The organism is Sphingobacterium sp. UBA2480, from assembly GCF_002341965.1.
In the GTDB taxonomy this organism is placed as follows: Bacteria; Bacteroidota; Bacteroidia; order Sphingobacteriales; family Sphingobacteriaceae; genus Sphingobacterium; species Sphingobacterium multivorum.
This window is the reverse complement of record NZ_DDPA01000007.1, coordinates 324,800-349,612: the sequence shown is the minus strand read 5'-3', so window position 1 is coordinate 349,612 and position 24,813 is coordinate 324,800. Positions and strand designations below refer to the sequence as shown.

Below are 24,813 nucleotides of genomic sequence, written 5' to 3'. Positions count from 1 at the left end.
TTATTGATATATTTACAATACGAGTGAATATGAGAATCTGCTACAGTGTGCTTATAATCTTAATCCCATCGTTAATGAGTTATATATTTTGCCTTTTTACCTCCTGTTTTGTAAATTCAAAAACCATTAAAGCCATATTATGAAGCTAGTTGTAAAAATATCTCAGATCTGTATTATTATATTACTACTATTGGGATATAAAAACGGAACCTTGGCACAAGCTGCTGCAATATCACGGTCAACAGATTCATTAATCGTACTGCATTTTCAAACGAATGACTCGCTGGTTTACAGTCGGGAGGATTTTGACAATATTTTAAGTAATCATCCTGAATTTCTATTTGAAGAGGCATTTGATCCTACATTGAGCTATCACCTCCAACACGATGTGGAGTTCACCAGCGAGGCTGGACACGATAATTATTGTATGCTCTATTCCTACTTCTTAATGCAGGTAAATGGTGAGCAGAAATATACTACACAGCGCAAAAGATTATTTCAGCTATTTTCAAAAATAAATGAATTATTTGCATTAATTGAACAAGGAGGTACGTACTTTGGCCATCAGCATAAAAGACTACTCGCGGAAGTAGAATATTCAATTTACCTAATGCCAAAAGATAAGAGCGGGCTTCGGAAAACATATGCTATCAACAAACAAAAACAGCTGTATATTCAGGGCCTACGGCAGCTTGTAGCTGATGAAACAGCGAATAATGGGGGAACTGAACCTAAGCGGAAATTAAATCAAATCAAACGGCTTAACGCAATAATAGAAAACATAAATCAACTCATTACGGATAATTCCGCTCTAAGGAGGGCGCAATATTTTCAAAGCAATTATTACGAATATTACTAAACAGCAGGCAAGTGTCGTATAAACTATCAAAAAACTTGCAGATGAATTCAGTTACTACGTGGAATGTGAAAAGGTGTGGAAATTTCTTTTTGTCAAATGATTTTCCAATTGGTTTTAAATAGCCGTCGGAAAACAAGACTATCGAATTTGAGAAAATTTACTGCACATTTACTGCTTCTGAAATTGGGGGGGTATTTAGGAAAAGTTATTCTTACCTAGTCTTCTATAACAAAATCGATCGATTTATTAAATTCTTCCTTTTCCGATCCTGACAGTTGATCACGCATGGCTCGGATCGTATAACCTCCACGTAATATTCCCTTATCTAAATACATCCAATCTGATATATTCTGTTTATCAATCACCACGGTATCGCCAAGAGCGACCTCTTTTGTAGAGACCGGACTGTTAGAGACAACGCCGGTAAATTGACCATTTTGATAGCTGATATTGCCGACCCAAATATGCTCTAAACTTTTATCAGGAGTATTATATGCTATTTTAAGTGCAAATGCTTCATACCCTTCTTGCGGTTTTTCAACAGCCTGTACAAACTGGTTGAGTGAGTTTTTTGCCTTTACTATAGCTGCATTCATTGCCTCATCATCAGAACGGAAACCGATAACCTCATCATTTTCAATTTTATCTTTTATGGACGGAGACTGGCATGCCAGCAGCAGCGCACTACTGACGACACCAAATAAAATAGGCCTAAAAATCTTTGATCTCATCTTTTAATATTTTGCATATACAATCTTTACCGAGCGATTTAAATAGCGCAAAAGAATTCGGCTTTAGCATTTCGAATTTCGTCGACAACGTTTACCTTCTTTTAAAGGGCATTTTTTTAAACAGCATATCCTAAAAATAGGAAAAATTGTGGTATTCGGAGATGGCGCACTTTTTTCGGCACAACATCATCCCCAGAGCAGTTTTGTGTTTCGCGATAATCTGAAGAAATACCGAATTGTCCCTCATTCAAAGATCCTTCCCAATCTATATCAATTTTCACGGTACTATGTGCGCGAAAACAGTTTATATTCAACAATTTTTTGCTATGTTTAGTTGTCAAACCTTTTATGATGAGCATACACAGTATAAATAGAGATTCAGGACATTACAGTATTTCAACAGGTTTTGAAGAGGCAGATTTAAAGGCTCTTGCAAAGGATATCAATACAAAATCCATCCAATTTTCCGATCCTTTATCGAATAAGGAAATAGATTTATTGGAAAGGATCTTCTTCTCCCAAAGGCCAGATATTGCATTACGGATTTTTGGACATTATGCTACAGCTTGTGACTTAACTTTTCTGAAGCGTATCCCTTCTCTAAGAAGGGTTTCAATAGATTGTCTGATCGACGCTACAGGAATTAATACTATCGCCCAGCTCAAAAACTTAGAAATGCTAGCTGTGGGTATTTTAAATTTGGATAATTTTGATTTTTTAGAAAAGATCAATCCCCATCTAAAAGAATTATCCTTATATCGCACCAGATCAAAGAAACCGCAAATTGACTGTATTGAAAGATTCAAAAACCTAGAATACCTCTATCTTGAAGGACACCAAAAGGGAATCAATGCAATCAACAAACTAAAGGACCTCAAAAAAATTGTTCTCCGCTCGATCTCGACTCCCAACATTGATTATCTTAATGGCTTAAAATACCTGTGGTCCGTCGATATTAAGTTGGGGGGAATAAAAAGCTTTGAGGCACTAAAAACCTTATCATCGATTAAATACCTGGAACTTTGGCAAGTACGTGGACTTTCGGATCTATCATTCATTTCAGCGTTACCCACACTCCAAAATCTGTTTATCCAATCGCTGAAACAGGTAACTATCTTCCCAGATCTATCTAGCAATAAATCACTGAGACGGATTTCACTCGAAGATATGAAAGGATTATCTGACCTATCTTCCTTAAAAAATGCTCCAAATCTACAAGAATTCATTATTTGGAACGGAAATCAAAATGCCGAAAATTTCATACCTGTATTTGAAAATACTAATATAAAAAGTGTCGGCGGCTTTTTGGGCAGTGATAAAAGAAATAACCGCTTTGCCGAACTAGCTCGGCAGTATCATAAAGAGACTTTTAAGTATGATGATTTTGTTTACGAATAACCTCAAAAAAAATCTGCTCAAAACGCTTGGCATTCGAGATGAATGACCGTATTTTCTCAACAAGGTGAATAGCAACAATCATGGAAAAACGAATAAAAAATAGCCATAACTGATCGATTTAAAACGAATTGCATTGGACAGAACAACAGATATAATCACGATTAAGTCAATTGACCAAATTCCGACAGTAGATGAAATTAAATCCATTTCAAGGGAAATAGCTATAAAGATTATTTTTGAAGGAAAGACGAATAAACAACGGGAACAAGTCGGACAATACCTCGAACATGCACTTTCAGGTTTCCAAGTTTTGACCCATACGGTCGAACCTGAACTAAACATTGTAAAGCTTATTACAGATCAAGAGATTGAAGACCAACAGGACTTTTTCGAACAATGTGCGAAAGATTACAGGAAAATAGGTGAGCAATTAGTATTTACATTGGTCGACAAACTTGAATTAAACTTAAACAAGGATTTTCCACTTGATTCATTTAACGAGTTAAAACGAGACGATCGACAGATAGGAACAGTTGCTAAATGGAGATATTTCATCCATGGTTTTCACTGCGGTTTTCAACATTTGACAACGGGACAATGTATTGAGGTTCCTCTTGCCTTCGGACTCGAGTTTGGCGATTTAGATCCATATTTTTTCATGAAATTTATCCTGTCGTCTCCAGACTATAGGCCTCTTCCAATTCCCCTATTTGTAGAATACGCCGACGGTTTAAGAATAATAAATAAAATGACCGAACTAGGAAAATTTGAAGAGATCCCTTCTACTGTTCCTGGCCACACTGGCATTGTTGTCGCAGATAGAGAGAAAGTTGAGATTAAATACGACTTGGATTTAGAAAAAATATTCGGAAAGAATATTGAGGCAATTAAGAAGAAATCCAAATTCAACCTTTGGAAGTTTCTTGGTGATAGAATAAACCAACGCAATCGATAAAGTTGCTAAAGCTGGGATATATGGTGAAACTTGTGCTCAAAAGGACGTAGCGCTAGAATTTGCTTTCTGAATTTCAATCGAGTTTAAGCTAAAAAATACTACTTCAACAGATGAGCAGTTTTTTTATAGAGTATTAATCCAACTTTTGATTATTGTGCGAGAAATCATCTACTTGCTTTTCGCCGATGACGACGTCACCACGAATGGATCTTAAGTAGCCTTCAAAAGCGATATTCAATCCCTCAATAATCACGTTATCATATGCATCAATATCGCCCAATATTTTCGTATCGTCATAGCTATCGCCAACGATTGCCAAAACGCAGTTCGTGCTTTGCTTTGGAAAAAGTCCAACACCTATTATTTCCTCGCCAAATTTCACAAACCAGGTTTCTTCGTGATGATCGTCCGTCGTGTTTGGTATATGTATGGCCTGGCCGAGGTCTTCGCACTTAATCATATCAAAATTCATTGTGCCCTGTTTATCTTACATAACTAAGACAGCACTAAAAGGAATATTGTTTTTAGAAACTTCATCACGATTTCACCTTTTCCTTTGAGTGCAAACGCCGGGATCATAAATGGAAGTTCTTCGGAGCTCCGGAAGATGCTTGCTAAATTTCGGCTGTCTTGGTAAATAATCCTGGATAATCGACCACTAAACCCAAATGATCTACTTCAAGGTCGGCCTCAAAATCTTTCGGAACATTCTTGTATTGAAAGGTTAACATGTTCGTTTTCGAATAGTTCTGATGAACTGGTTTTATGCCGTCGTTTAGAATATCAAAATAGAGCACTTTGATATCCATACTCTCACCGACTTCGAGATTCAAACTATTGATCGGAAGTGTATTGGTAAATGGTGTGAGGGAGATATCAATATAATCAATACCCTGAAAATCGTCTTTAATCGATCCATTTATTTCCCAGTCATTTTTAACTTTATTTCCTTTTATTCTTTTATTAACGCCATTCACTTCATATTCCAAATCAAGACGTTGAACATTCCAATGCTCGTCAATCTTCAAATGATATTCGAGGGTATAGATTTTATCTTCATAATACCCAATAATGTTGGAATCGACTAAAAAAAAGCCTCCCTGTTGTGTCAGTTTAAAATATTCGAGGGAATTGTAGACAATGCCCTTCCAAATTAATGTTTTCATCTTTAAAATTTATTTATCGCTCATTTTTGCAGAGACTTTATCAAAATTGGGATGCATTAAGGAATTTTTCAAAGCACTTTTTATTGGGCAAAGTATCAAAGAGCTTTTCAGCAATAACAACATAGCCACTTTCTTTGAAAGATCGCATCAGAATTTCATGCGCCGCGGATCTAGCGTAACTATAATGAGCCGAGTTTTTTATTGCAAATTTTTTTTAAAATTTTATTCAATTCAATTACGTTTTCTTTATATCTTGGATATTTTCGAATATTTCGAACACTATGATTTTGATTGTTTACTGTACCCACTTCATCAAGCTCAAAAAAGACCTCGTCAATTAAAAGTCCGTTTAAAATACATTTAGAAATATATTCCGCACTTTGTTCAAACTGTGGTACTGTCTTTAAATGGCTATAAATAATCTGCTTCGCATGGTCTCTTTGCTCTCTTTCAATTGCTGTCATTGGTAACATAAGCAGAAATAATTGTTCAAACTGTTGAAATGATAACAGTTCATCCCAAGTTAGAAACCAAGCTTCAAAATGCCCACCCAAGTTCCCAAAGTAAATGTCGTTAAGAAAAAATCTAATTTCATGATCTTGAAATTCAATTAAGAAGGTCGTATCTCCATCTAATTTTCCTTCGATAAATTTTGAAACTTCTCCAAAGTCATCTAGCGAAAAAAATTGTTCTTCCCATTCCGCTAATTTTTCTTTGTCAATGCCGATAACTTCTAATGCTTCGTCAATGTTGATCTCGTTTATGTCGTCGTATCCATTGAACCATTTAATATAGCTATACCAAAAGAATGTATTGTCTTTTATGTTGTTTTGTGTAATTTGTCTATTCATATTTAGATACTGTTATTCAAATTCGATACGGCAAGCCAATTTATTTAAGGTACGATTTTAAATGCTATGCTTTTGGTACGGGAGCATTTGCCGCAATTAATTTTTCATGTTTTAATTCTTCCCAAAAATCGGCGGAAATTTTAGTCTTGAAAGATTCCGCATTTTGAATGGCCTGCTTTACGGTATGTGCTCCGGGAATCACCCCTGAAACCTCGTCTGGTGCTGCAGCGAATTGCAATGCAGCTGTCCGCAGGTCTACAGCATGATCGTTCGCCACCCTTTGTAAAGCATTCAACTTTTCTTTAACCCCAGCAGGAAACGTTCCATCATACAGATAGCGGTCCCTGCCTGACAGAAATCCAGCACACAGGGGTGCGCCTACAACAATCGACAACCCTCTCTCAGCGATCTTTGGGAAAACCTTATTCAAATCGTCATCATGTTTAATCAATGAATATTGGCAGGCTGAAAGAAAAATATCGGGATCTGCCACGTCTAATGTTTGCAAAATTGGTTCGATGGTATTGACACCTAGCCCCCATCCTTTTATTATGCCTTCTTCTCTCATTTTAGTCAGCTCGGGCATCGCTCCTTTCGCCGCTTGCTCAAAGTAACTTCCATAGCTGTCTTTCATATCACCATTGTCGGGTGAAAGATCATGAATATATACGATATCTATAGATGATAAGCCCATGCGCTGTAAGCTATCCTCTACGCTTTTTCTCACACCGGCAGCACTGTAATCATATTGATAACGAAAATTCATTTTACCCTTCCATAACAACTGTTCCATGGTAAAGTCCTCTTTAGGTTCCAAGACTCGTCCTACTTTAGTGGAAAGGGTAAAGCTGTCGCGTGGCTGATCTTTTAAAAACAGGCCCATTCTGCGTTCGCTGATGCCCAATCCGTACCAAGGGGAAGTATCAAATAATCGTATCCCAGCATTCCAAGCTGCTTCTACTGCTTGGAGACATTCTAGATCTGCGTTTTGCTGAAAGCCATTCCCTAATGCCACGCCACCAAATCCTGCTTTATTATTGGAGCGAAAACGTCTGTGTTTGCTTAAATTATCAGGTTTTACCATATTATGTTCTTTAATTGTTCTTACCAAAATATTAGGTGCCGCTGCGCTAAAGATTAAGCCCGATCCTGCAAGGCCTGTTTGCACTATAAATTTTCTTCTTTTCATACGCGACACCTTATCTAAATTCCCCTGACTATTCTATTTATTTGCAATGGCCAAATTCAATATGCATATAGCAATCAGGATTCTTCCTAAAAAAACCATTCTCAGGCCTGCTTTGTTTTAGAAGATCATCACTATAGCAGACCATCGCTATCGCATGAAGGACGATGGCATACTATTAGTGACCACACCAAGAAATAGATTGGTATGATCCAGCACAATTAAAAAAATTAGAAATAGTTGATCCCCGGCAATACGTTTTAGACCTTTTCCAATAATTGTACTCCCGAATTGACAAAACGGAAATCAAAATTAAGAATTTTTAAAAACGATCTTCTTCTGACTCATGTCCATCTCTAAAAAGAATTATGGCAAAATCGAATCAAAATCAGCAACAAATGCCAAACGAGCATTTACATGAGTTATTTGTAGACGAATTAAAAGATATTTTAGGCGCGGAGAAACAGCTCTTAAAAGGTTTAAAGAAAATGAGCAAAGCCGCAGAAGACGAACAATTAAAACAAGCATTTGAGGAGCACCACAGCCAAACTGAAGGACAGATCGAGCGGCTTAAAGAAGTATTTGGAGCGTTGGGCATTGCTGCCCGCGGGAAAAAATGTAAAGCTATGGAAGGCCTGCTGGAGGAAGCTGATGAAATCATCGAAAACTTTGAAGGCGATCCAGCACTAGATGCGGCACTCATTTCTGCAGCCCAAAAAGTTGAACATTATGAAATCGCCAGCTATGGTTGCCTTGTCACATTTGCAAAATTAATGAACCATACTGAAGCCGAGCAATTGCTTCAACAAACACTTGATGAGGAAAAGCAAACCGATACATTACTCACAGAAATAGCCGTCTCGTCAGTAAACGAGTCAGCGTCATAAGTTAATAAATGCCCGGCAATCCGGGCATTTATTATACCTGTGTAATCGTCCATTGAGTTATCTTTGGCAAAACACATCCTATCCCTAGCCACAATCACTTTATTTTCTTCAAACCTTAGTTATTCCTTTCATCAGCCTAATTGAAAAACAGAACAAACACGTTTTCACCGTAGTTGTACCATAAACATCAATTGTTAAAACGATTGTTACCTTGCTCCTCTTCTTATAAGGAGACAAGCACATTATACAGTTAAGAAATTAGCATGATGATAAATCCCGTCACTCCTTGGACAGCAACGGTCCAGGCTGATATAGCAGATTCTACGTCTATTTTTGAAATAGACCTAAAAACATACAGACTCAAAATTCATAATGCAAGCGATTCGATTTGGCTCGTGGTTATTTGGCCAACGGGCGCTAGCATAGCCTTTAGACTGGCCTTTGGGATGAATAGCAGCTTTGAAAAGGTGACGATCTCCGAAGCTCCCGATGAGATCCTTATCACTGCTTCTACTAGGTTAGCCTATTATCGAATCATTGTCTTCTTTCCCGAAAGTCTGCGCGCCACCTTTCGTTATACCACGACCTTGCGAACGAAATTACCGCTTCTTATCCCGTTTTGGCCCCGCGATATTGTTTCCCTGACTAAAGATGGTAGTACTGAAAACACAGCAGGAAAAATACATGCCAAACAGGTAGGATCCCGGTCAGGTCAGCTCTATTTTAGTATGACAAAGCCAAAAGCCGGTTCTGTTTTTTATTTTCAGAATCTCACAGCCATGTCTCCCTATTGCCAGGAAACAGAAGTATCACTCCGGGAAACAGTCGGCGGTGAATGGCCAGAACTGGGGTTCCAGTTTCCTGTAAACGCTGAAAAACCATTGCCGGCCAATAAAGAATATATTATTTCGGATGCTTTTGTACAGCTCGATGAAAAGATTCCCGAAAGTGACGTCGAGGTCGTTGAAAGTTACCTCGATTCACTGGCATCAATATACCTCCTCCTTCCTAAGCCTGAAGCCAGCCAACATAATTGGCTGCAGTCGGCTGAAAAGATCCTGGATAATATTTCGAACAACAAAGGTTGCTGGACACAAACAGACGGCAATCCTTATCTGAATGCTTATGTGGGCGACTACAAAACGCCTGCAGAAATCATGGTACAGCTTGCCGTCATACTCCCATTGCATGAGTATCTTACCTGGACCGGAGAACAGCACCCTTTGTTGCAGGAACTCTCTGATGGACTCACCTCATTTTATGATAAGTCTATAAAGAGTTTAGTCAGGTGGCACCCTTCGTTAAAAGATGACTTGGATCATTCCGAAGAGCAAAAGAGTGAGATGGTAATGGACTCCTGGTATCTACATCACCCCTTATTAAACCTCGCCAGGCTTGCATTGCGGGGCGACAAGATGGCTGAAAAACTATTTTTGGATTCGATAGATTATGCGATAAAGGTTGCCAAGCATTTTAACTATCAATGGCCTGTCTTCTATAAGATGACCACCTTGGAGGTATTAAAAGCCGAAACGGCTCCGGGTAAAGGCGGTGAAAAAGATGTCCCAGGATCATATGCACACGTTATGCTCCTGGCCTGGCAGCTGACAAAAGAAAAACGATTTTTTCTGGAAGCAAGCAGGGCACTTAAAAGTTTAGACGGTCTGGCCTTTGATATATTTTATCAGGCCAACAATACGGCATTTGCTGCAGGGGCCTTTTTGGAGATGTATAAGGTGACCGACGATGAGCATTACCTAAAACTCAGCTATTGCTGCCTTGCCGGCATATTTAAAAACTGTCAATTGTGGGACTGCAATTACGGTTACGGAAAAAATTTCCCTTATTTCTTTTCTGTTTTTCCCTTGAAAGATGCCCCCTATACCGCGGCATACGAAGAGCTGGAGGTATTTGCCGCCCTGCATCATTATCTTGAGGTGGCAGCAGGAATGGCTATTCTTCCATCGCTAAAAATATTGATCCCTGAATTTATCAAGTATGCTGCGGGCCGACTCGCCTACTATTACCCTCCGCTACTCCCAACAGAAATGATTGCCGAAAAAACCAAAACGGGTGAGATACAAAAAGACCTATGGATTCCACTTGAAGACATACATGATGGCTGGGAGAAAAGCGGTGAAGTCGGCCAGGAAGTATATGGCGCCGGACTGGCCTTTGGTATCATACCACGACAGTATTTTAAAGTGGGCAATTGGGGTGGAACCGTTTTTATAAATTACCCAATTTCAAACTTTCGAGCCGGCAAAGATTCAATTACTTTCCGATTGGAGGGCAGTGATCTGCTCTTGGCACAAATGAGGCTTTTAGGCTTTTCCAGGGAAGTATTAACCAAAATAAGTGTAGAACAAAAAGTTAAATCATCATATAAACCTGTGCATTCAAGTCGTACTGGTTTTTACGAATTAACCGGAGCTGGGATGGTTAGAATAACAAGAAAATAGATGAACAAAAAAGTTGATAGCATATCCGACCAAGATCACTTCCGCCCTCCCAAGATGTTAATATAGCTGAAATTAACTTCTTGGAAAAAGGACTTTATCGAACCAAGGAATAAGCATCAACGATTTCCATTTTCCATTCATCTATCGTTTCTGCCGCTGCACGGTCGGCACAGTCAAAGAATAAATGGCACTTCACATCGAAGCCACAATAGGTATAGATACCTCTATCGGAGGTCAGTATTAGCGCCTTATCCATTCCTATTTCCTGATATTCAGCCTTGGATTTTCCATGTGAATTGATAATGTAGGCAGTCTTACCGGCCAACAGTCCTTTTTGTACTCCATTATCGTACCTATAGGCAAATCCGTAGCTGAATACCCTATCGATATACCCTTTCATCATAGCCGGCATACCTGTCCACCATATCGGATAAATAAAGGTAACAGCTTCAGCCCATGCAATATGTTGCTGTTCCTCTCTAATTGCTTCGCTTACGATGCCCCTGTGTTGTCCGTCAATATCTTCAAGGGACAGCACAGGTTCGAAATTAAGCTGATACAGATCCCTGACTACAACTTCGTTCTTTTGTTGCAGGAGTGTTTCTTCAATGGTTTGCTTGAATAAGTGATTTAAACTTGCTGTATTTGGATGGGCATAAATAATAAGATGTTTCATTTTTTTTGTTTTAAGTAATTGAATAAAACAAAAGTAGCCTGAAAGCAAACGGAAAAATTGTAAGAAAACGAAAAGGCTATTCTCCTGAAGCCCGGCAGATATCTTGCTGAAACCGCACAAAATTTCTTGGAGAAAGATTGATAAAATGCTTAAAATCCCGGATAAGCTGGCTTTGGTCGTAATATCCACATTCGGCTATAATTTCAAACCAGTCCACTTTTTTCGATGATAAAAGAACATGCTGTATCAGTTCAATTGCTTTTACAAAACGCTGGTATCGACTAAGCTCTTTGGAGCTATAGCCAAAATGCTTTTTTTGCGTCAATTGCACATTTCTTTCAGTTTGCCCGGTTTCTTCGGCAATGGCCTTGACTGGATTGCGTGTGCTGTCTTTAAAATTAGCCAATAAAGCCGCGGTGCTGTGCTGTGATTTTAAATAAGGTCTGCAAAAATCGAGAATGCAGTTTACTCGGTCTGATACACTTGTCATACCGTTCAACTGATGCCACAGGTAGCTAAAACAATTTTCACCCATAACTTCATCTGGATTTATTGGCAAATGGTCTGAAAGAAATGCCTTTCCAAAAAAACGATAAAACACATCGCCCCTGAAATTAACCACTAAAATTTGTGATCCGGGGAGAAGTGTATATTCAAAGGCAGATTTTAAGGGACCTAGTACGATGCATTTGTCCACCTCGATTTCATTTTTGGCATCAGAAACCAATCGGACTATTGTACCAAAGTTGAACACCATAATAGTCTGAAAAGACGGCAACAATGTTTTCGTTAGGGCATTTGCTGAATTGTTCTCTGCAAAATAAAAATGAGAAAACACCGTTTCAAATTCGCTTGCAATGGAAAGCCTGTAACTACGATATGTCTGTTCGTCTGCTTTCATGATTTGTGGCATCCATATTAAAACTGTTGATCTTTTGCTACTGCTATTTTGGTGTTTCTCCTCTAATCTACGAACAAATTCAACATGATCAATTAAATCAATCATTTCCGAAGCTCAAACCTAATCTTGCTTCAAAAAGATCTTTATTTCTGTTCCTTGCCCAGGCTCACTTATTAAGTCAATCTTCCCACCAACTTGTGTCACAATCGTATTGACCAAATATAGACCTACGCCAGATCCATCGACCATTTTGGTTGCGCGTTTAAATTTCTCAAAAATCGTCTGCTGCACTTCTAGCCCCATGCCTATCCCATTATCCTTTACAGAAATAACGACATAGCCATCTTCCTTGAAAGATTGCACTAGAATTTCTGGAGACTGTGACTCTGGTGTATATTTAATCGCATTATTCATCAGATTATAGAGCACACTACGCAACTTACGTCGTACGAAAGTAAATTCCGAAACCTTTAGATCCTGTCGGATGATTGCATCGGTTTCTATCAGCTGCGGTGCTAAACTCAACCGCACGTCTTCTAGAATATTTGGAAGATCGATCAGTTCAGTTGATGCCTGATGTTTCTGCTTTTCCCAACGACTTTCGGTCAGATCATCTATTATTTTTTTTATTTCGACCAAACTTTTCTCATGATTTTGCATTAAGGGCAAGAATTTCGCTGAATTTTTATCCTTAAATTCCTTCATTAACCCAAATGTAAGTTTGAGCACCAATAATGGATTTTTGATATCATGGGCTATTGTATCGAGCAGCAACTCATGTTCTAGAACAAGCCGTTCTTGTTCTTTAAGATCCTTTACTCTTGGCGTAATATCCACAAATGTAATAATGACTCCATTCGTCCGGTTCTCATTACGGACATGATAAGGGAGTATATTCATCTGGTACCACTTAAAATCTGTAGTCTGTATTTCTTTCTCCAAGATTTTACCTGTCGCTATCACCGTGTTTATATTACTGATAAAGGTCGGAAATCTAAAATTTTCTCTTATATCCTCTAGCGGCATTCCTATGAATTCGGATTTAAGATCAAACTGCTTCATCGCTGGTGGAGTGAACTTTCTTAAAATTAAGTTCGCATCAACGAATAACTGCGGGATAATGGTATTGCTAAAATAGTTTTCCAGGTCTTCGTTGAGTTGAGTTAAGTCACTAATTTTCTTGTTTTTATTCATAGAATATCAAATGTCTTATGAATAAAAACAAGAAAAAAACAGATATTGTTTTGCGGTATTAAAGCTCAAAACCGTAATTTGGGTCCATCTAAAAATTTTTAAATTCATTTTAAACAGCAATAGGCTCGAGGGGAGATTTACATCCATTATAGAAATGCAACCATTGCATCAGTAAAAACTGTAGGTTACCTTTAAAGTGCGATCTTCAAAATAATCAGCCTTTGCGGCATCCGATTTCCGCTGTATGGAGATCAAAAAACCTTTTTCATCGTAGACCATTCCCAGCTCGCTTACTTTTCGTCCATTCCAAATATCTTCCATCAGTTTCAGGTTTCGGTTTTGGTCATAAACATACTCTTCGGTTTTTGGATCAACGGCAGCCGGTGCATCGCTGAGTTGTAATAAAAGTCCGTCCTTGAATTGATATAATTCCGATGGTGTTTTCTTGACCGCACAGCCATGATGTAGAAACAACACTGCCGGATGTCCTTTTAAATAGTAATATGTCTTTTTTTGATAACAAGTATCTGAATTACCACTATTTTTACTAAAATTGAAATATTCGGTACGTTCTTCCGCCTCGAATTCATTTTCGGTATAGTAACGATATTGCAAAGATGAAAAATCATTATTCGCCGTCATTTTCTTCCAAAGGCTTTCGTCCGGGAACGTACCCTTTAAAATCATGTTGTCCACTCCACGAACCTGCTCTCCCTGCCAGTCATTGTTGTGTGACCTATTTGGCATTTGGGCATTCAATGTGAAGGTTCGGATGATATCAACTTTGTTATTCTTATTGTATTGATAACTACTGACTTTTACAATGCCATTGGAATAATCTATTCTTGCTTTTTTATCGGTGAGACCATGTAAATTATAAGAGTATCTGGTATAGAAAGCGGTATCAACGTTTTCGTTATTATATCGTATGCTTGTCATACTTACGATCATACCTTCCGGATTAAAATTGTAAATATATTTCATCCCAATCTTCTCTTCGCTCTGAAGCAGAATACGCATTACTTTATTGCTTTTCATAAAAGTAGGATTGAATGAAAAAACAGTTTTTGTAAAATAATCATCCTCCTCCAAGGGTGCAACGTTATAGAATGGTAGTACCTGAGCCTTTCCTACAGTCCCAATACCCATAAACAACATAAGGGTTAAGCAATAGCAAAGATTATGTTTCGTGTATATCATAAAGAAGAATTTTTGTTCCTTTAAAATCGGAGGGGCGGAAAGATGTCTTTTCCGACCACAGCCAATCCCAAACTAGTTCATCAATTTTATTTATTACTTAAGTTAGTCAATCAATTCATCATTTTTTGAAAACCGAGTTTTTTCTCCTCTCAGCCAAATATATAGACCATCATCAAAGGGGAAAGAACTTGGGAATCTTTCCAGATTTGCCCAGCAAGCTTCAATTGGTACCGATGTTCTAATATAGCAGCAGAATATTCATATTAAAAAACTAACCTCTGAATTTTGTCAACGAAATAATTGAATAAAATTAATTATATTCAATTATTCAAACGACACTAAAAAAAAGACCTTATTCCATTTTTCGTTAGTAACAGTTAAGCCTATTCAAGAACTTATGAAACGATTGGATATAGACAAGCGACATCCCGTATCAAAAACGGAGAATATCAATAGACAAAACATCTTAAGAACTGATTTTGAAACTCTTACTAAGTTCTATGAGATCTGTAAAAAGAAAAAAATATCTGAACGAGAAGTTTCGTTCTTAATGGGTAAGACCGACAAATATTTCCAAGGGTGCCTCAACCTGTTTTTTAAAAGTGCTATTAAACCTGAATTTCTAGCTATTCTTCCTGCCATTACTTCAAAAGACATTCAAAAAATTATATCAAATGACATCGCCCTAAAAGAAACGATCGATATTCATGGTGCTTATAAACAACAGAAAAACGAATTTTCGGTCTCCGATTATTATAAATTCACTGTAACTTATCAAGATGGAACCACTAAAAACTATCGGTGGAAAATAGAAATTACGAGGGGATCAAGGTCTAAAGTAAATCCAGAACTATTTGAGATATTGAAAAAATTAATCTCGCGCCATTACTTTCACAAGCCAAAATTTGCATTCAATATCTATATGACACTCAAATCGAGGTTTAAAAATGCTTTCAGTACATTAGAGCTACAAATTGCGCTTTCGAAATTAACCAATAAAAGGACCAATCCAGCATTTTCTTTGCAAGAGGGTATCGATAATACGAGGACTACCTATAGCAAGATATTGACCCAAAGCGAAAAGTTTCTGGAACATTGTCAAGACTACATGATCTGGATTTTGAGCTATGTGCCATTAGATTCAACCTCGAGCAAATATTTCATCTGGTATGAAGATACCGACGAAAATGATAAGCTGCTAACCTCGCAGGATGGAAAAGTGCTACTCTCCTCTTCTATAGAAGAATTGCTGACTTTGTTGAAGAGTAATGAAGATAGCTTTAAAGCACCTGCTAATTTAGAAGCATGGTTGTCCGGTATGGAAGACTTACCTCCTATCAAGTCGACCACATATTCTCCCAAGGAAATTATTGACGGCTTTGAGGTAGATGCTGTTTCTGTAGATACGCTCGGTTATTTTGTAGACTTTTACAATTTAGCTGGTGATCTGGGCTATCAAGATGAACGATTCGACGCTCTTCTCGAATTTCGGAAGGTTGGAGAACTTACAAAAGTCTGGGATTATTTTTGCAACAACCACCTTTTCAAGGCCAGGAGACATAAGGAACTCTTTTTCGATAAGGCAAAGTTTATTGTTGATTTTAAGAAATTGGTGGGAAAATTTGAGAGATTACTGCTTGGATAAAAGATTGTGCAACTACAGGCAGGCTTCATACTCACTTAGCTTCTTTTTAACATCAGACCAAAACTCTTACAATGCTTTTAAATCCTTATCAGGTCAGAATCATAGATATATTCTTCTAAAAATTTCGAAAATGTATTACCTATGATTTTATAGTCCCCTCCACAGAATACGTAGACCTCGTTTTCTTTTTTTAATTCCGTATAAAGTCTTATTGCATAAACATATAAGTTAAACTGATAATTTGCAAAAACATACAACTCTCCTGGAGAAGAAATTATATTTAATAGTTCTCTATAATTTGGTATTCCCTTCCAGTTCTCAAATTCTTCATTTATAGTTTTAACCTTATTCAATTCATAAAATTCATAAAGGGTATCCGTATATTCAGATCCAGTTCCATTTAAAACATTAAAGTATTTAATCAAGTCAGGCGGTAGTACAATATTATTGGTCTTCTGAAAGGATATCAATTCGTTATTCCTAACTGGTATAAATGTTTTTATACCTTCTCTTTTCCATTTATTTTGTAATAATTCGAGCAACATCGTTATTTTTCTAACACTTTATTAATTAATGCACCAAACTAATATTTCTTACTATTGAAAATATAGACGTCAGACTGGAGGAACTTCGGGCAGTTTGATCAATAGCGAAAAATCCCCTTTGAAAATATCCAGTTCATAAAAATTATCATCGGTATCTAGTATAACTGAGATAAGAAGATACATACCTGAAGGCTTCCCATACCACTATCATCCATTTTCTCAACAAATATATCTTCTAAGGTAGTTATAATCTTTTCACCCTCGGGTGTATCCCGCACCAGAAATGAAATCAGATTGATTTCAGCGAGGTTTTTACTACCTGATGGGCTTGGAAAGTATTCGAATTAAATTTGAAAAGGAAATATGGGCAGCCTGTTGCATTTTTCTATATTTGAAGTAAATGGAACTCTTATCTTATCTACTTAGACACATAAAATTGAACAGCGCCGAATGCGATGCTATCGACAGAGCTTTTAGTAAACAAATTTTTGCGAAAGGTACTGTACTGGCACATCCAGACAACCACCATCAAAATGTTTATTTTATTGAAAAAGGATTATTACGCGCTTTTTATAATTTAGATGGAAAGGATATCACTCATTATTTTTTCGACGAGAATAATTTCCTGGTATCTTTTGAAAGTGTTTTTTTTGACCGCCCCCACCCCTATGGTAAACAGGTATTGGAAGAAGCTTGTTTGCGTGTTATCCCCTATAGCAAACTCGACGAACTCTGTAATAGCATCCCTGCTTTTAAGGACTTCCGGCTGCAGGTATCGCTGCAAGTGATTAGTATGCTATCCGAAAAAACTCTTGCATTACAATTTCAAACTGCCGAGCAACGCTATAAAAATATGCTCGACAAATTTCCTGGCATATTGCTAAGAGCCTCCTTGGGACATATTGCCTCCTATCTGGGTATTACCCAACAAACACTAAGCGTGATACGCGCGTGCAGGTAAGCCCGTAAAATTTTCTTGTCCCCGCCCCAAAAACCGACAGCTCTCCTTAAGTGCATCAGGTATTCCTTGTAATTTCATATGCAGTAAAATTTAACGACATACATACTAATTGCTGTCCGTTGACGGATCATTTCGAAATACGTTAGTGATAACATAAGTTAAATCAAGAATCAGCTAAACAGTTATGGAAACAAAAAAGTTTTAAATAAAAAAATATTTAATTATCTGATAATATACACACCGAATTAGTTGCCAAAATAAAATAAATTATTTATTTTCAAGTACTTTATAATTAACAAAATCATTTTTTGAAACAATTATAACTAATATTAAGCTTTGGCCATGAAGAATTATGGAATCGTCATCCCCTGCTATAACGAAGAAAAAAGATTACCTTATCAGGAATTTGTAGACTTCGCGCAAAATCACCCAGAGGTATTATTGTGTTTTGTAAACGATGGTAGTAAGGACAATACACTCGCGCTGTTAAAAACATTGAAAACTGCTCAGCCCGAAGGCATAGATGTACTTGACCTAGAACAGAATGGAGGAAAAGCTGAAGCTGTACGACAAGGAATGCTTCATGTCTTCAGAAATTCAAATGCTAAATTAATAGGTTTTTTGGACGCAGATCTCGCCACCTCTGCCGAAGAGTGGCTTGAAATGGCAGAATACAAAGAAAAATTTCCACAATATGGTGCAATAGTTGGAAGCAGGATACAACGATTAGGAGCTAGTATTTTACGGGATGATAACCGGTCTATGTTTAGCAAAATGGTCAAGACCTTTATCCGTGTTATTTTAAAAACACCTTTTCAAGACACTCAATGCGGCGCAAAGATATTCGCGCGGGATTTAGTTCCTTTCTTATTTAAAACACCCTTTATGACTCCCTGGCTTTTTGATATTGAGATTTTTCTCAGACTTCAGAAAAAATTCGGGAAAACTACACTACAGAAAGGTGTACTCGAATATCCGCTCATGAACTGGAAAGAAGTAGGCGACTCAAAATTGAAAATGAAACATGCTGTAAAAATCCCGATGCAATTGGCCAAGCTCTATTATCAATATCATTTAAACGGAGAGAAAAAAATTTAAAGTATTTATTATCACAATCTGTAGCAATGACATTGGATAGAACTATCTGGGATGATTTCAGAGGTAAAAAACTCTTACTCTCCGCAATGTCACTTGCGCTGCTTACCCATGGGATAATCATTTATTACACATTACCCCAGACTTACGATGCTTTTGTACATATATTTTTTGCCGACCACTATAGTAGATTTTGGTTTGAACCCTGGGACTACCGCTGGTACACAGGATTTCCAACCATTAGTTATCCGCCACTGGTCCATCAGCTGATTGCCCTAATCAGTAAAATTTTCCCCCTAAAAGTTGCATTTTGTATTTATGCCATTTTAATATTGGAAATTTTATTGGTAGGGGTATATCGCTTTAGTAAATTGTTTTTCGATAAGACTACAGCAGGTGTCGCTGCTCTTCTTACCGTGGTATTAAGCTCTATTGCAGAAACTCTCCATGTGTTTGGGCAAATGCCTACGCTCACAGGCCTTGCATTTTTACTGAATGCACTCCCATTTCTCTATATGTATCTAGTCAAGAGCCGCCCTATATTTTTAATCATGTCACTCGGATTCTTTGCAGTGGTCATCAGCTCCCATCATGTCACAGCAATTTTTGGAATGGTCTTTTTTGTCGCCCCTACAGTGTTCATGGCACTTACAGATATATTACCCGCAAAAAAATCCAAAACTAATTTTTTCTATTTTATCATTAACATTGCACAAGCAGCCTTAAAAAAATACAAAAGCCTTATACTTTTTGGAGCTTGTATACTGATATTAGCGATAGGACTGATCTTCCCTTATTGGTATTGGAGCAAAACTGATCCTATAACGCAGGTATCCATACCCCATGGCTCAAGGGATAATTTTTTTAAAAAAACATCTTCAGGGCTCGTCTTTTACATCATCCCCTTAACATTAATTTTTGCTTTTCTGCCTGCTATTACGTATTCCTTATTGCGAAATAAAAGGTTTCTGGGATGGCTAGTATCCTTCTTTCTCTGCTTATTATTGGGAAGCGGTGGAACCACCCCTCTTCCGAAAATGATATTAGGTAAAAACGCATTTGAAATACTTACATTAGATCGCTTCGGTTTTTGGGCATCAATTATTGCCATACCTTTTGTAGCACGCTATATCTATTCTTTTATGATCGGAAGATCAAGATTATGGTGGATTGATCGGTTTGGATCGAGTACCCATTTCGTACTTGCAGGCATCACGGGATTTACCTACTTTTTATTTCTGATATTTATTTTTCATCTCGCCAGTTTTAGACCCTTACAGCCACAGACAATTGCGATAGATCCGATCAAAAACTTTTTAAATAGGGACGAACATATGCGATGGCGGTATTTAACATTGGGTTTTGGTGACCAAATGGCATGGCTAAGTGCCAATTCATTGGCGGCGACGGTAGACGGAAACTACCACTCTGCAAGGCGGCTACCAGAATTGACAAGCCGCCCGGTGGAACGGCTAGAAAATGCAAAATTTTCCGGTGGGTTTGGAATTGCATCCCTCGAAGATTTTCTAACCGAAGCCCCTAAATATAGCTTAAAATATATCTTCTGCAACGACAGGTATTATGACCCACTCTTATATTACACAGGTTGGAACAGAACAATCAGGCTTGAAAATGGGATAATGGTATGGGAAAAAGGTAATATCCCGACCATTAAAATGACGCCACATAAGGAGCTCTCCAAAAAGTTGAAGTATATGTGGGGAACAGTACCCATATGCAGTCTGATAATTACCTTTATCCTTACACTTAGGTACCTCCGAAAACACAAAGAAGCAGATTACTTTGTCTTAAAAACAGAGACGGCTGATTATTATCCCAATTCAATTATTTTTATAACGGCCGTACTTCCCTTCTCTTTCTTTTCGTTTTACATGATTAAACAAGTATCAGAGCTCCTGTTTGTCAACGAACAGGGTACTCCAGAAGCGACAGTATTGAATTATTACAATCACCTGGATTTTCAACAATTCGAAGCGGCACATCGACTTTTTTTGCCAAGCCCCACCTATTCTCTGGATCAGTATTTACTGGAAAAATCAGTAAATGACGGCGGACTTTTACCTTCTTACGCGAAACTGGATAGCATTTCCATAGAAAGGGAACACGCTACTTCTGATCGTGGAAAATACAATGTCAATACACGATGGATGACTTCTCTTGGCTACCAATATAAATCTGAAAAACTTCATGTGGTCAAAAAAGATCGAAACTGGTATATCGAGCCTCGCCCGGCAAGACTAACAATTTCTGAAACTCAACTCTATGAACACAACTACCTGCTCTTTAAAAAGGCCGGTAAGAGGTTAATCACGAGTTTCCCTTCCATACGAGAGGATCGCATGGCAAAACCCTTGGTTAATGTAAATCAAATCAATGTAATCAAATCATCTCAAAAAACTTTTCTGACTGGAGAACTCATGAATATAGATGATGTACCTGCCAATGTATCATTAAAACTAACTGTAAAATATAACAACGGGATCGAAAAAATATATTTTCCAAAGGAACTTTTTCAATATAATTTAGCACCAAAAGCTTCAAGCCCATTTCAGATTGACCTGGAGAAAAACAAAAGCATGGATTCTTTGGTATTGCAATCTGTAGTGCTAAATGTAGAAACGGATGTGAGTGAAAAAGGGTATATACACGGCGGCGAGCTTTCTTATGAAGTCAAAGAAATCGATTCGAATAACATTGAGCTAGAAACGCGTTACCAAAATAACCTAACTACACCACTGACTATCCCTGGTTTTTTAGTGGTGGAAAAGGACAAAAATGGTCTTATTTGGCAGACTCAACTGATTACACACCCAACGGCTTTACGCAGTGGAAATGAAGTATTCATCAGTACCAATATTCGAAAATTGCAGCATATGGCAAAAAAAATTGACGTAAAAGTAATTTCAGTCCATATAAATGGTAAACAACAGATCAACTTTTTGCCACAGATTGCAACAGATTATAGGATTAATAAGGGAATACAAGCCATTCCACACAGTTTTATTGCCGAAGAATTTTATTTGCAATGAGAAAATTTAGCCCATACATCGTATTGTTTTCTCTTTTTTCCGCTTGTACAAAAGAAATTAGCGCACCACAGTGGCCTTTAAATAATTACGACTTGGTACTGCCTGCAAATGATATATCGTTTGACTGGAGTCCGAACGAAAATTATCGTGCTATATTGTATTCCTTTTCTCAGCCCATTGAATTATCAACTGCTATTGAAAATGGAAAACTCAATGTTAGCCTGCATCAAGTTACCGGTGTCACCGAAGGACCTGCTGAATTGTTGCTTTTGGGAAAGAATGTGTATCATTTTCCCCTAAGCATAAAGAATAAGGGACATAATCAACCTAACGCCAAGACATTCTATTCCCCGCGGACATTTAATCCAGATTCTAGTTTAATCCAACAACGCTTATCTATACTTATTGACAAAGACAGAAATTTACATCCGATCAGTTCCACTGAATTCTTTGGCGAACAGAGTTATACGGTATCGGCAAAAGCCGGAATCTATTGTCCAGAGCAAAACAATCCGCTCTCCTGTTATTACGTCAATCCTGGCACCTGTTCATCCATACCAATCAACATCAACAGGGTATCAGATAGCTTGCTTCAAGTGGAGGCGGGGCCACTTGTTGATCAGTTTAATAACCTTATCGCGAATGGAACCTTAGCGCAATTTATTTTGACGGAAGAAGAAAAAACCACCATTAGCGAAGTTTTGGTGCAGAAAGGTTATGCCAAAATAAAACTTACAAGTGGGAACAAGGGTAGCAAAAAATTGCGTGTAAAAATTGGAGACCGCAGCTCAAAAGCAGCAGAAATAAAATCAACTTTATGAAACTGGCATTTTATCTGATTGTAGTAATCATAGCAGTATTTGCTTACCTGCAAATAAGAGTTGCTCCTAAGGCTGAAATTCTCCCCAGTTTTATGACTAAAGACGATGTTGTTGAAAACCGGAATAAACCGACCATAAACATGATAATTCGATCTCGGATCGCACCACCAAAAGCTTCACTGAGCAAGTTAGCATTAGATTACAGCAAAATATGGGCTCATCTAAATTATCTTTTTGAAACAAACGACGTGACAACGGGAAAAGAATTTTATACCGAAGATTGGTTTAAGTTTCTTTCAAGACGCCATCCCCCCCTGTCTAAAAGCGTGCTATCAAGAGAAGACCTTAGTCACAACCTTATTATAAGTAGTTGGTCGAACGACAATCTGATCTGTATAGCGACAGACAGCGCAGTGCTGCTAAACTATCATATAGAAGAAAACAAGGTAAAATCCGAACTCGTCACTGTGGCTGTCGTCCTTTTGTTTCAAGGTGACAACTGGCGCCTTGATGGGCTAAAAGTAATTGAAAGCAAAATAGTTAATCCCAAAATAGTTTTATGAATATAGCCTTTATATCACCTTATCCTCCAAGTCAAGTAACGCTTAACGAATATGGTTATCACTTGATCAGAAGCTTTATTGGAAAATTCCCAGTAGAGAAAATTTACGTTCTGACGGATCATCTGGAAAATGACCGCGATTATCAACGTTATAAAACGGAAGGAATTGACATTATACCATGTTGGAAATTTAACAGCTTGTTATCATCCTGGCATATCTATAAGCGGCTGAAATCATTAAAAGTTGACGCGATCATTTTCAACATGCAATTTATGACTTTCGGCGACCGTAAAATTCCAGCAGCACTTGGACTTTTCACACCCTGGCTATGTAGAAAACTTCAAATTCCTTCGATTGTACTGCTTCATAATATAACAGAGACCGTAAAGCTTGATACGATAGGGATGGCCAAGGCCAAATGGAAAGAAAATATCTTACTGAAAATTGGAGAAATGCTTACCAAAATTATATTAAAGGCTGACCTTGTGGGTGTAACGATATCACAGTATGTGGATATTCTAAGAAAAAAATATCATGCTGACCACGTCGTCCTTCTTCCACATGGTAATTTCGAACTTCCGGAAAGAACCTATTTAAATGAACCTCTAAGGGTCATAAACTTAATGGCCTTTGGTAAATTTGGCACTTACAAGAAAGTGGAAGTGCTTATTGAGGCTACACAAATACTTCGAGCAAAATATCCTGAATACAAATTTGTGGCGACCATTGCGGGGACCGACAATCCCAATGTGAAAGGATATTTAAACGCTGTACAGCAAAAATACAATGAGGTCGAAGATCTTGTGTTTACAGGGTACATCGCCGAAGAAGACGTAGCTAAAATTTTTCAAGATAGCACTTTTATTATTTTTCCATACACAACAACAACCGGCAGTTCGGGAATACTTCATCAGGCTGGGAGCTATGCGCGAGCCTGTATATTACCCAAAATCGATGACCTCGAACGCGTAGTTGAAGAAGAAGGCTACAGCGGCGCATTCTTTGAAACTGATAATGCTGCTAGCATGGCTGAAGCTGTTGCCTATCTACTCCAGAACCCAGAAGAACGTCGAAAAATTGAAGATCAAAATTATGCAGCAGCCAAAGGCTTACCGATGAATGAACTTGCCGAATGGTATATTTCCCATTTACAAGTATTGATAACGAAAAAAAGGAATTGATCATGGCTAAAATTATCACGTTGTTTTTAAATCTTTTCTATAGACTGTTCAAAAAGTTTATTCCTTATCAGTTATACGCTTATCTGGCTGTAGGTGCCTTAAACACTATTTTAAATATCCTGATTTTTGTACTAAGCTATCATTTTATACTGCCAAAAGCTGGTCTCGCAGTCGCTGGTGTCCATTTTGAGTCTTATACAATCAGCTTAGTTATCGCCTTTTTAATAACCGTTCCAACTGGTTTTTGGCTTGCGCGGACCTTTGCATTTGAGGCGGGGATTACAGAAAAAACAGAGGGTGCAAAAAAACTTATTAAATATTTCATAGTTGTCTTACAAGGCCTAGGAACAGATTACCTAATCATGAAAACGCTCATCGTCGTATTTCGGGCCGAACCTACTCTAGCAAAAATTATATCGACTGCGATTACATTATCAATCAATTATATATTGCAAAAATATTTCACGTTTGTGAAAAAGAAATAAG

Annotated in this window: 23 protein-coding genes and 1 pseudogene; 13 read left to right on the top strand and 11 right to left on the bottom strand. The window is 37.7% G+C overall.

Annotation, left to right across the window (positions count from 1 at the left end):
• The first annotated feature begins 139 nt into the window (after positions 1-139).
• The gene (locus B3600_RS14745) at positions 140-859 is read left to right on the top strand and encodes a hypothetical protein (protein WP_286753447.1); all 720 of its coding nucleotides are present in this window, start codon (positions 140-142) and stop codon (positions 857-859) included.
• A 215-nt stretch (positions 860-1,074) separates the two neighbouring features.
• On the opposite strand, the gene B3600_RS14740 is transcribed toward B3600_RS14745, so the two are convergent.
• On the bottom strand, positions 1,075-1,590 hold the full coding sequence (locus B3600_RS14740; RefSeq protein WP_286753446.1) for a YegJ family protein: 516 nt from the start codon (positions 1,588-1,590) through the stop codon (positions 1,075-1,077).
• A gap of 348 nt (positions 1,591-1,938) precedes the next feature.
• Here B3600_RS14740 and B3600_RS14735 point away from each other — a divergent pair, with 348 nt between their 5' ends.
• Together B3600_RS14735 and B3600_RS14730 are read left to right on the top strand one after the other, a co-directional pair.
• Positions 1,939-2,988 (top strand): hypothetical protein, encoded by a 1,050-nt coding sequence (locus tag B3600_RS14735; protein ID WP_286753445.1) that lies wholly within the window; start codon positions 1,939-1,941, stop codon positions 2,986-2,988.
• Positions 2,989-3,121: 133 nt separating this feature from the next.
• Positions 3,122-3,943, top strand: a complete 822-nt coding sequence (locus B3600_RS14730; RefSeq protein WP_286753444.1) for a DUF6896 domain-containing protein — start codon at positions 3,122-3,124, stop codon at positions 3,941-3,943.
• 133 nt (positions 3,944-4,076) lie between these two features.
• On the opposite strand, the gene B3600_RS14725 is transcribed toward B3600_RS14730, so the two are convergent.
• The 4 genes from B3600_RS14725 to B3600_RS14710 all read right to left on the bottom strand — a co-directional run bounded on the left by B3600_RS14725 (position 4,077) and on the right by B3600_RS14710 (position 7,149).
• Complete coding sequence (locus B3600_RS14725) at positions 4,077-4,403, bottom strand: hypothetical protein (RefSeq protein ID WP_286753443.1); 327 nt, start codon at positions 4,401-4,403, stop codon at positions 4,077-4,079.
• 154 nt (positions 4,404-4,557) lie between these two features.
• On the bottom strand, positions 4,558-5,109 hold the full coding sequence (locus B3600_RS14720; RefSeq protein WP_286753442.1) for a putative glycolipid-binding domain-containing protein: 552 nt from the start codon (positions 5,107-5,109) through the stop codon (positions 4,558-4,560).
• A gap of 179 nt (positions 5,110-5,288) precedes the next feature.
• The gene (locus B3600_RS14715; RefSeq protein WP_286753441.1) at positions 5,289-5,960 is read right to left on the bottom strand and encodes an Imm19 family immunity protein; all 672 of its coding nucleotides are present in this window, start codon (positions 5,958-5,960) and stop codon (positions 5,289-5,291) included.
• 64 nt (positions 5,961-6,024) lie between these two features.
• A complete protein-coding gene (locus B3600_RS14710) occupies positions 6,025-7,149 on the bottom strand; it encodes an aldo/keto reductase (protein ID WP_286753440.1) in 1,125 nt (374 codons plus the stop codon).
• A 365-nt stretch (positions 7,150-7,514) separates the two neighbouring features.
• On the opposite strand from B3600_RS14710, the gene B3600_RS14705 reads away from it, so the two are divergent.
• Together B3600_RS14705 and B3600_RS14700 are read left to right on the top strand one after the other, a co-directional pair.
• Positions 7,515-8,033 (top strand): ferritin-like domain-containing protein, encoded by a 519-nt coding sequence (locus tag B3600_RS14705; RefSeq protein ID WP_112375903.1) that lies wholly within the window; start codon positions 7,515-7,517, stop codon positions 8,031-8,033.
• Positions 8,034-8,296: 263 nt separating this feature from the next.
• Complete coding sequence (locus B3600_RS14700; protein ID WP_286753439.1) at positions 8,297-10,495, top strand: hypothetical protein; 2,199 nt, start codon at positions 8,297-8,299, stop codon at positions 10,493-10,495.
• Between the two features lie 94 nt (positions 10,496-10,589).
• Here the strand turns inward: B3600_RS14700 and B3600_RS14695 are convergent, their stop codons facing one another.
• From B3600_RS14695 to B3600_RS14680, 4 genes are all read right to left on the bottom strand, one after another.
• Entirely contained in the window at positions 10,590-11,171 is a 582-nt protein-coding gene (locus tag B3600_RS14695; protein ID WP_286753438.1) for an NAD(P)H-dependent oxidoreductase, read from the bottom strand.
• A gap of 76 nt (positions 11,172-11,247) precedes the next feature.
• Positions 11,248-12,072: a helix-turn-helix domain-containing protein gene (locus B3600_RS14690; RefSeq protein ID WP_286753437.1), complete on the bottom strand. Its 825-nt coding sequence runs from the start codon at positions 12,070-12,072 to the stop codon at positions 11,248-11,250.
• 120 nt (positions 12,073-12,192) lie between these two features.
• Positions 12,193-13,266 (bottom strand): ATP-binding protein, encoded by a 1,074-nt coding sequence (locus B3600_RS14685; protein WP_286753436.1) that lies wholly within the window; start codon positions 13,264-13,266, stop codon positions 12,193-12,195.
• A 168-nt stretch (positions 13,267-13,434) separates the two neighbouring features.
• Positions 13,435-14,466, bottom strand: coding sequence for a hypothetical protein (locus B3600_RS14680; protein WP_286753435.1), 1,032 nt, complete (start codon positions 14,464-14,466; stop codon positions 13,435-13,437).
• 397 nt (positions 14,467-14,863) lie between these two features.
• Here B3600_RS14680 and B3600_RS14675 point away from each other — a divergent pair, with 397 nt between their 5' ends.
• Positions 14,864-16,111 carry a hypothetical protein gene (locus tag B3600_RS14675; protein ID WP_286753434.1) on the top strand — a complete coding sequence of 416 codons (1,248 nt, stop codon included), beginning with the start codon at positions 14,864-14,866 and terminating at the stop codon, positions 16,109-16,111.
• A gap of 77 nt (positions 16,112-16,188) precedes the next feature.
• Here B3600_RS14675 and B3600_RS14670 read toward each other — a convergent pair whose 3' ends face one another.
• Both B3600_RS14670 and B3600_RS25605 read right to left on the bottom strand, forming a co-directional pair.
• On the bottom strand, positions 16,189-16,656 hold the full coding sequence (locus tag B3600_RS14670) for an SMI1/KNR4 family protein (RefSeq protein WP_286753433.1): 468 nt from the start codon (positions 16,654-16,656) through the stop codon (positions 16,189-16,191).
• 69 nt (positions 16,657-16,725) lie between these two features.
• Positions 16,726-16,955 (bottom strand): annotated as a pseudogene (locus B3600_RS25605) (DUF6984 family protein).
• 101 nt (positions 16,956-17,056) lie between these two features.
• Between B3600_RS25605 and B3600_RS14665 the strand changes: the two are divergent.
• The 7 genes from B3600_RS14665 (at position 17,057) to B3600_RS14635 (ending at position 24,812) form a co-directional block, all read left to right on the top strand.
• A complete protein-coding gene (locus B3600_RS14665; RefSeq protein ID WP_286753432.1) occupies positions 17,057-17,617 on the top strand; it encodes a Crp/Fnr family transcriptional regulator in 561 nt (186 codons plus the stop codon).
• A gap of 342 nt (positions 17,618-17,959) precedes the next feature.
• The gene (locus B3600_RS14660; RefSeq protein ID WP_046675155.1) at positions 17,960-18,715 is read left to right on the top strand and encodes a glycosyltransferase; all 756 of its coding nucleotides are present in this window, start codon (positions 17,960-17,962) and stop codon (positions 18,713-18,715) included.
• A 26-nt stretch (positions 18,716-18,741) separates the two neighbouring features.
• Positions 18,742-21,762, top strand: a complete 3,021-nt coding sequence (locus B3600_RS14655; RefSeq protein WP_286753431.1) for a hypothetical protein — start codon at positions 18,742-18,744, stop codon at positions 21,760-21,762.
• Complete coding sequence (locus B3600_RS14650; protein ID WP_286753430.1) at positions 21,759-22,583, top strand: hypothetical protein; 825 nt, start codon at positions 21,759-21,761, stop codon at positions 22,581-22,583. The genes B3600_RS14655 and B3600_RS14650 overlap by 4 nt, the downstream gene beginning before the upstream one ends.
• Positions 22,580-23,146, top strand: coding sequence for a hypothetical protein (locus B3600_RS14645; RefSeq protein ID WP_286753429.1), 567 nt, complete (start codon positions 22,580-22,582; stop codon positions 23,144-23,146). Before B3600_RS14650 ends, B3600_RS14645 begins: the two co-directional genes overlap by 4 nt.
• A complete protein-coding gene (locus tag B3600_RS14640) occupies positions 23,143-24,327 on the top strand; it encodes a glycosyltransferase (protein ID WP_046675151.1) in 1,185 nt (394 codons plus the stop codon). Before B3600_RS14645 ends, B3600_RS14640 begins: the two co-directional genes overlap by 4 nt.
• A 2-nt stretch (positions 24,328-24,329) precedes the next feature.
• Positions 24,330-24,812, top strand: a complete 483-nt coding sequence (locus B3600_RS14635; protein WP_046675522.1) for a GtrA family protein — start codon at positions 24,330-24,332, stop codon at positions 24,810-24,812.
• Position 24,813: the final 1 nt, after the last annotated feature.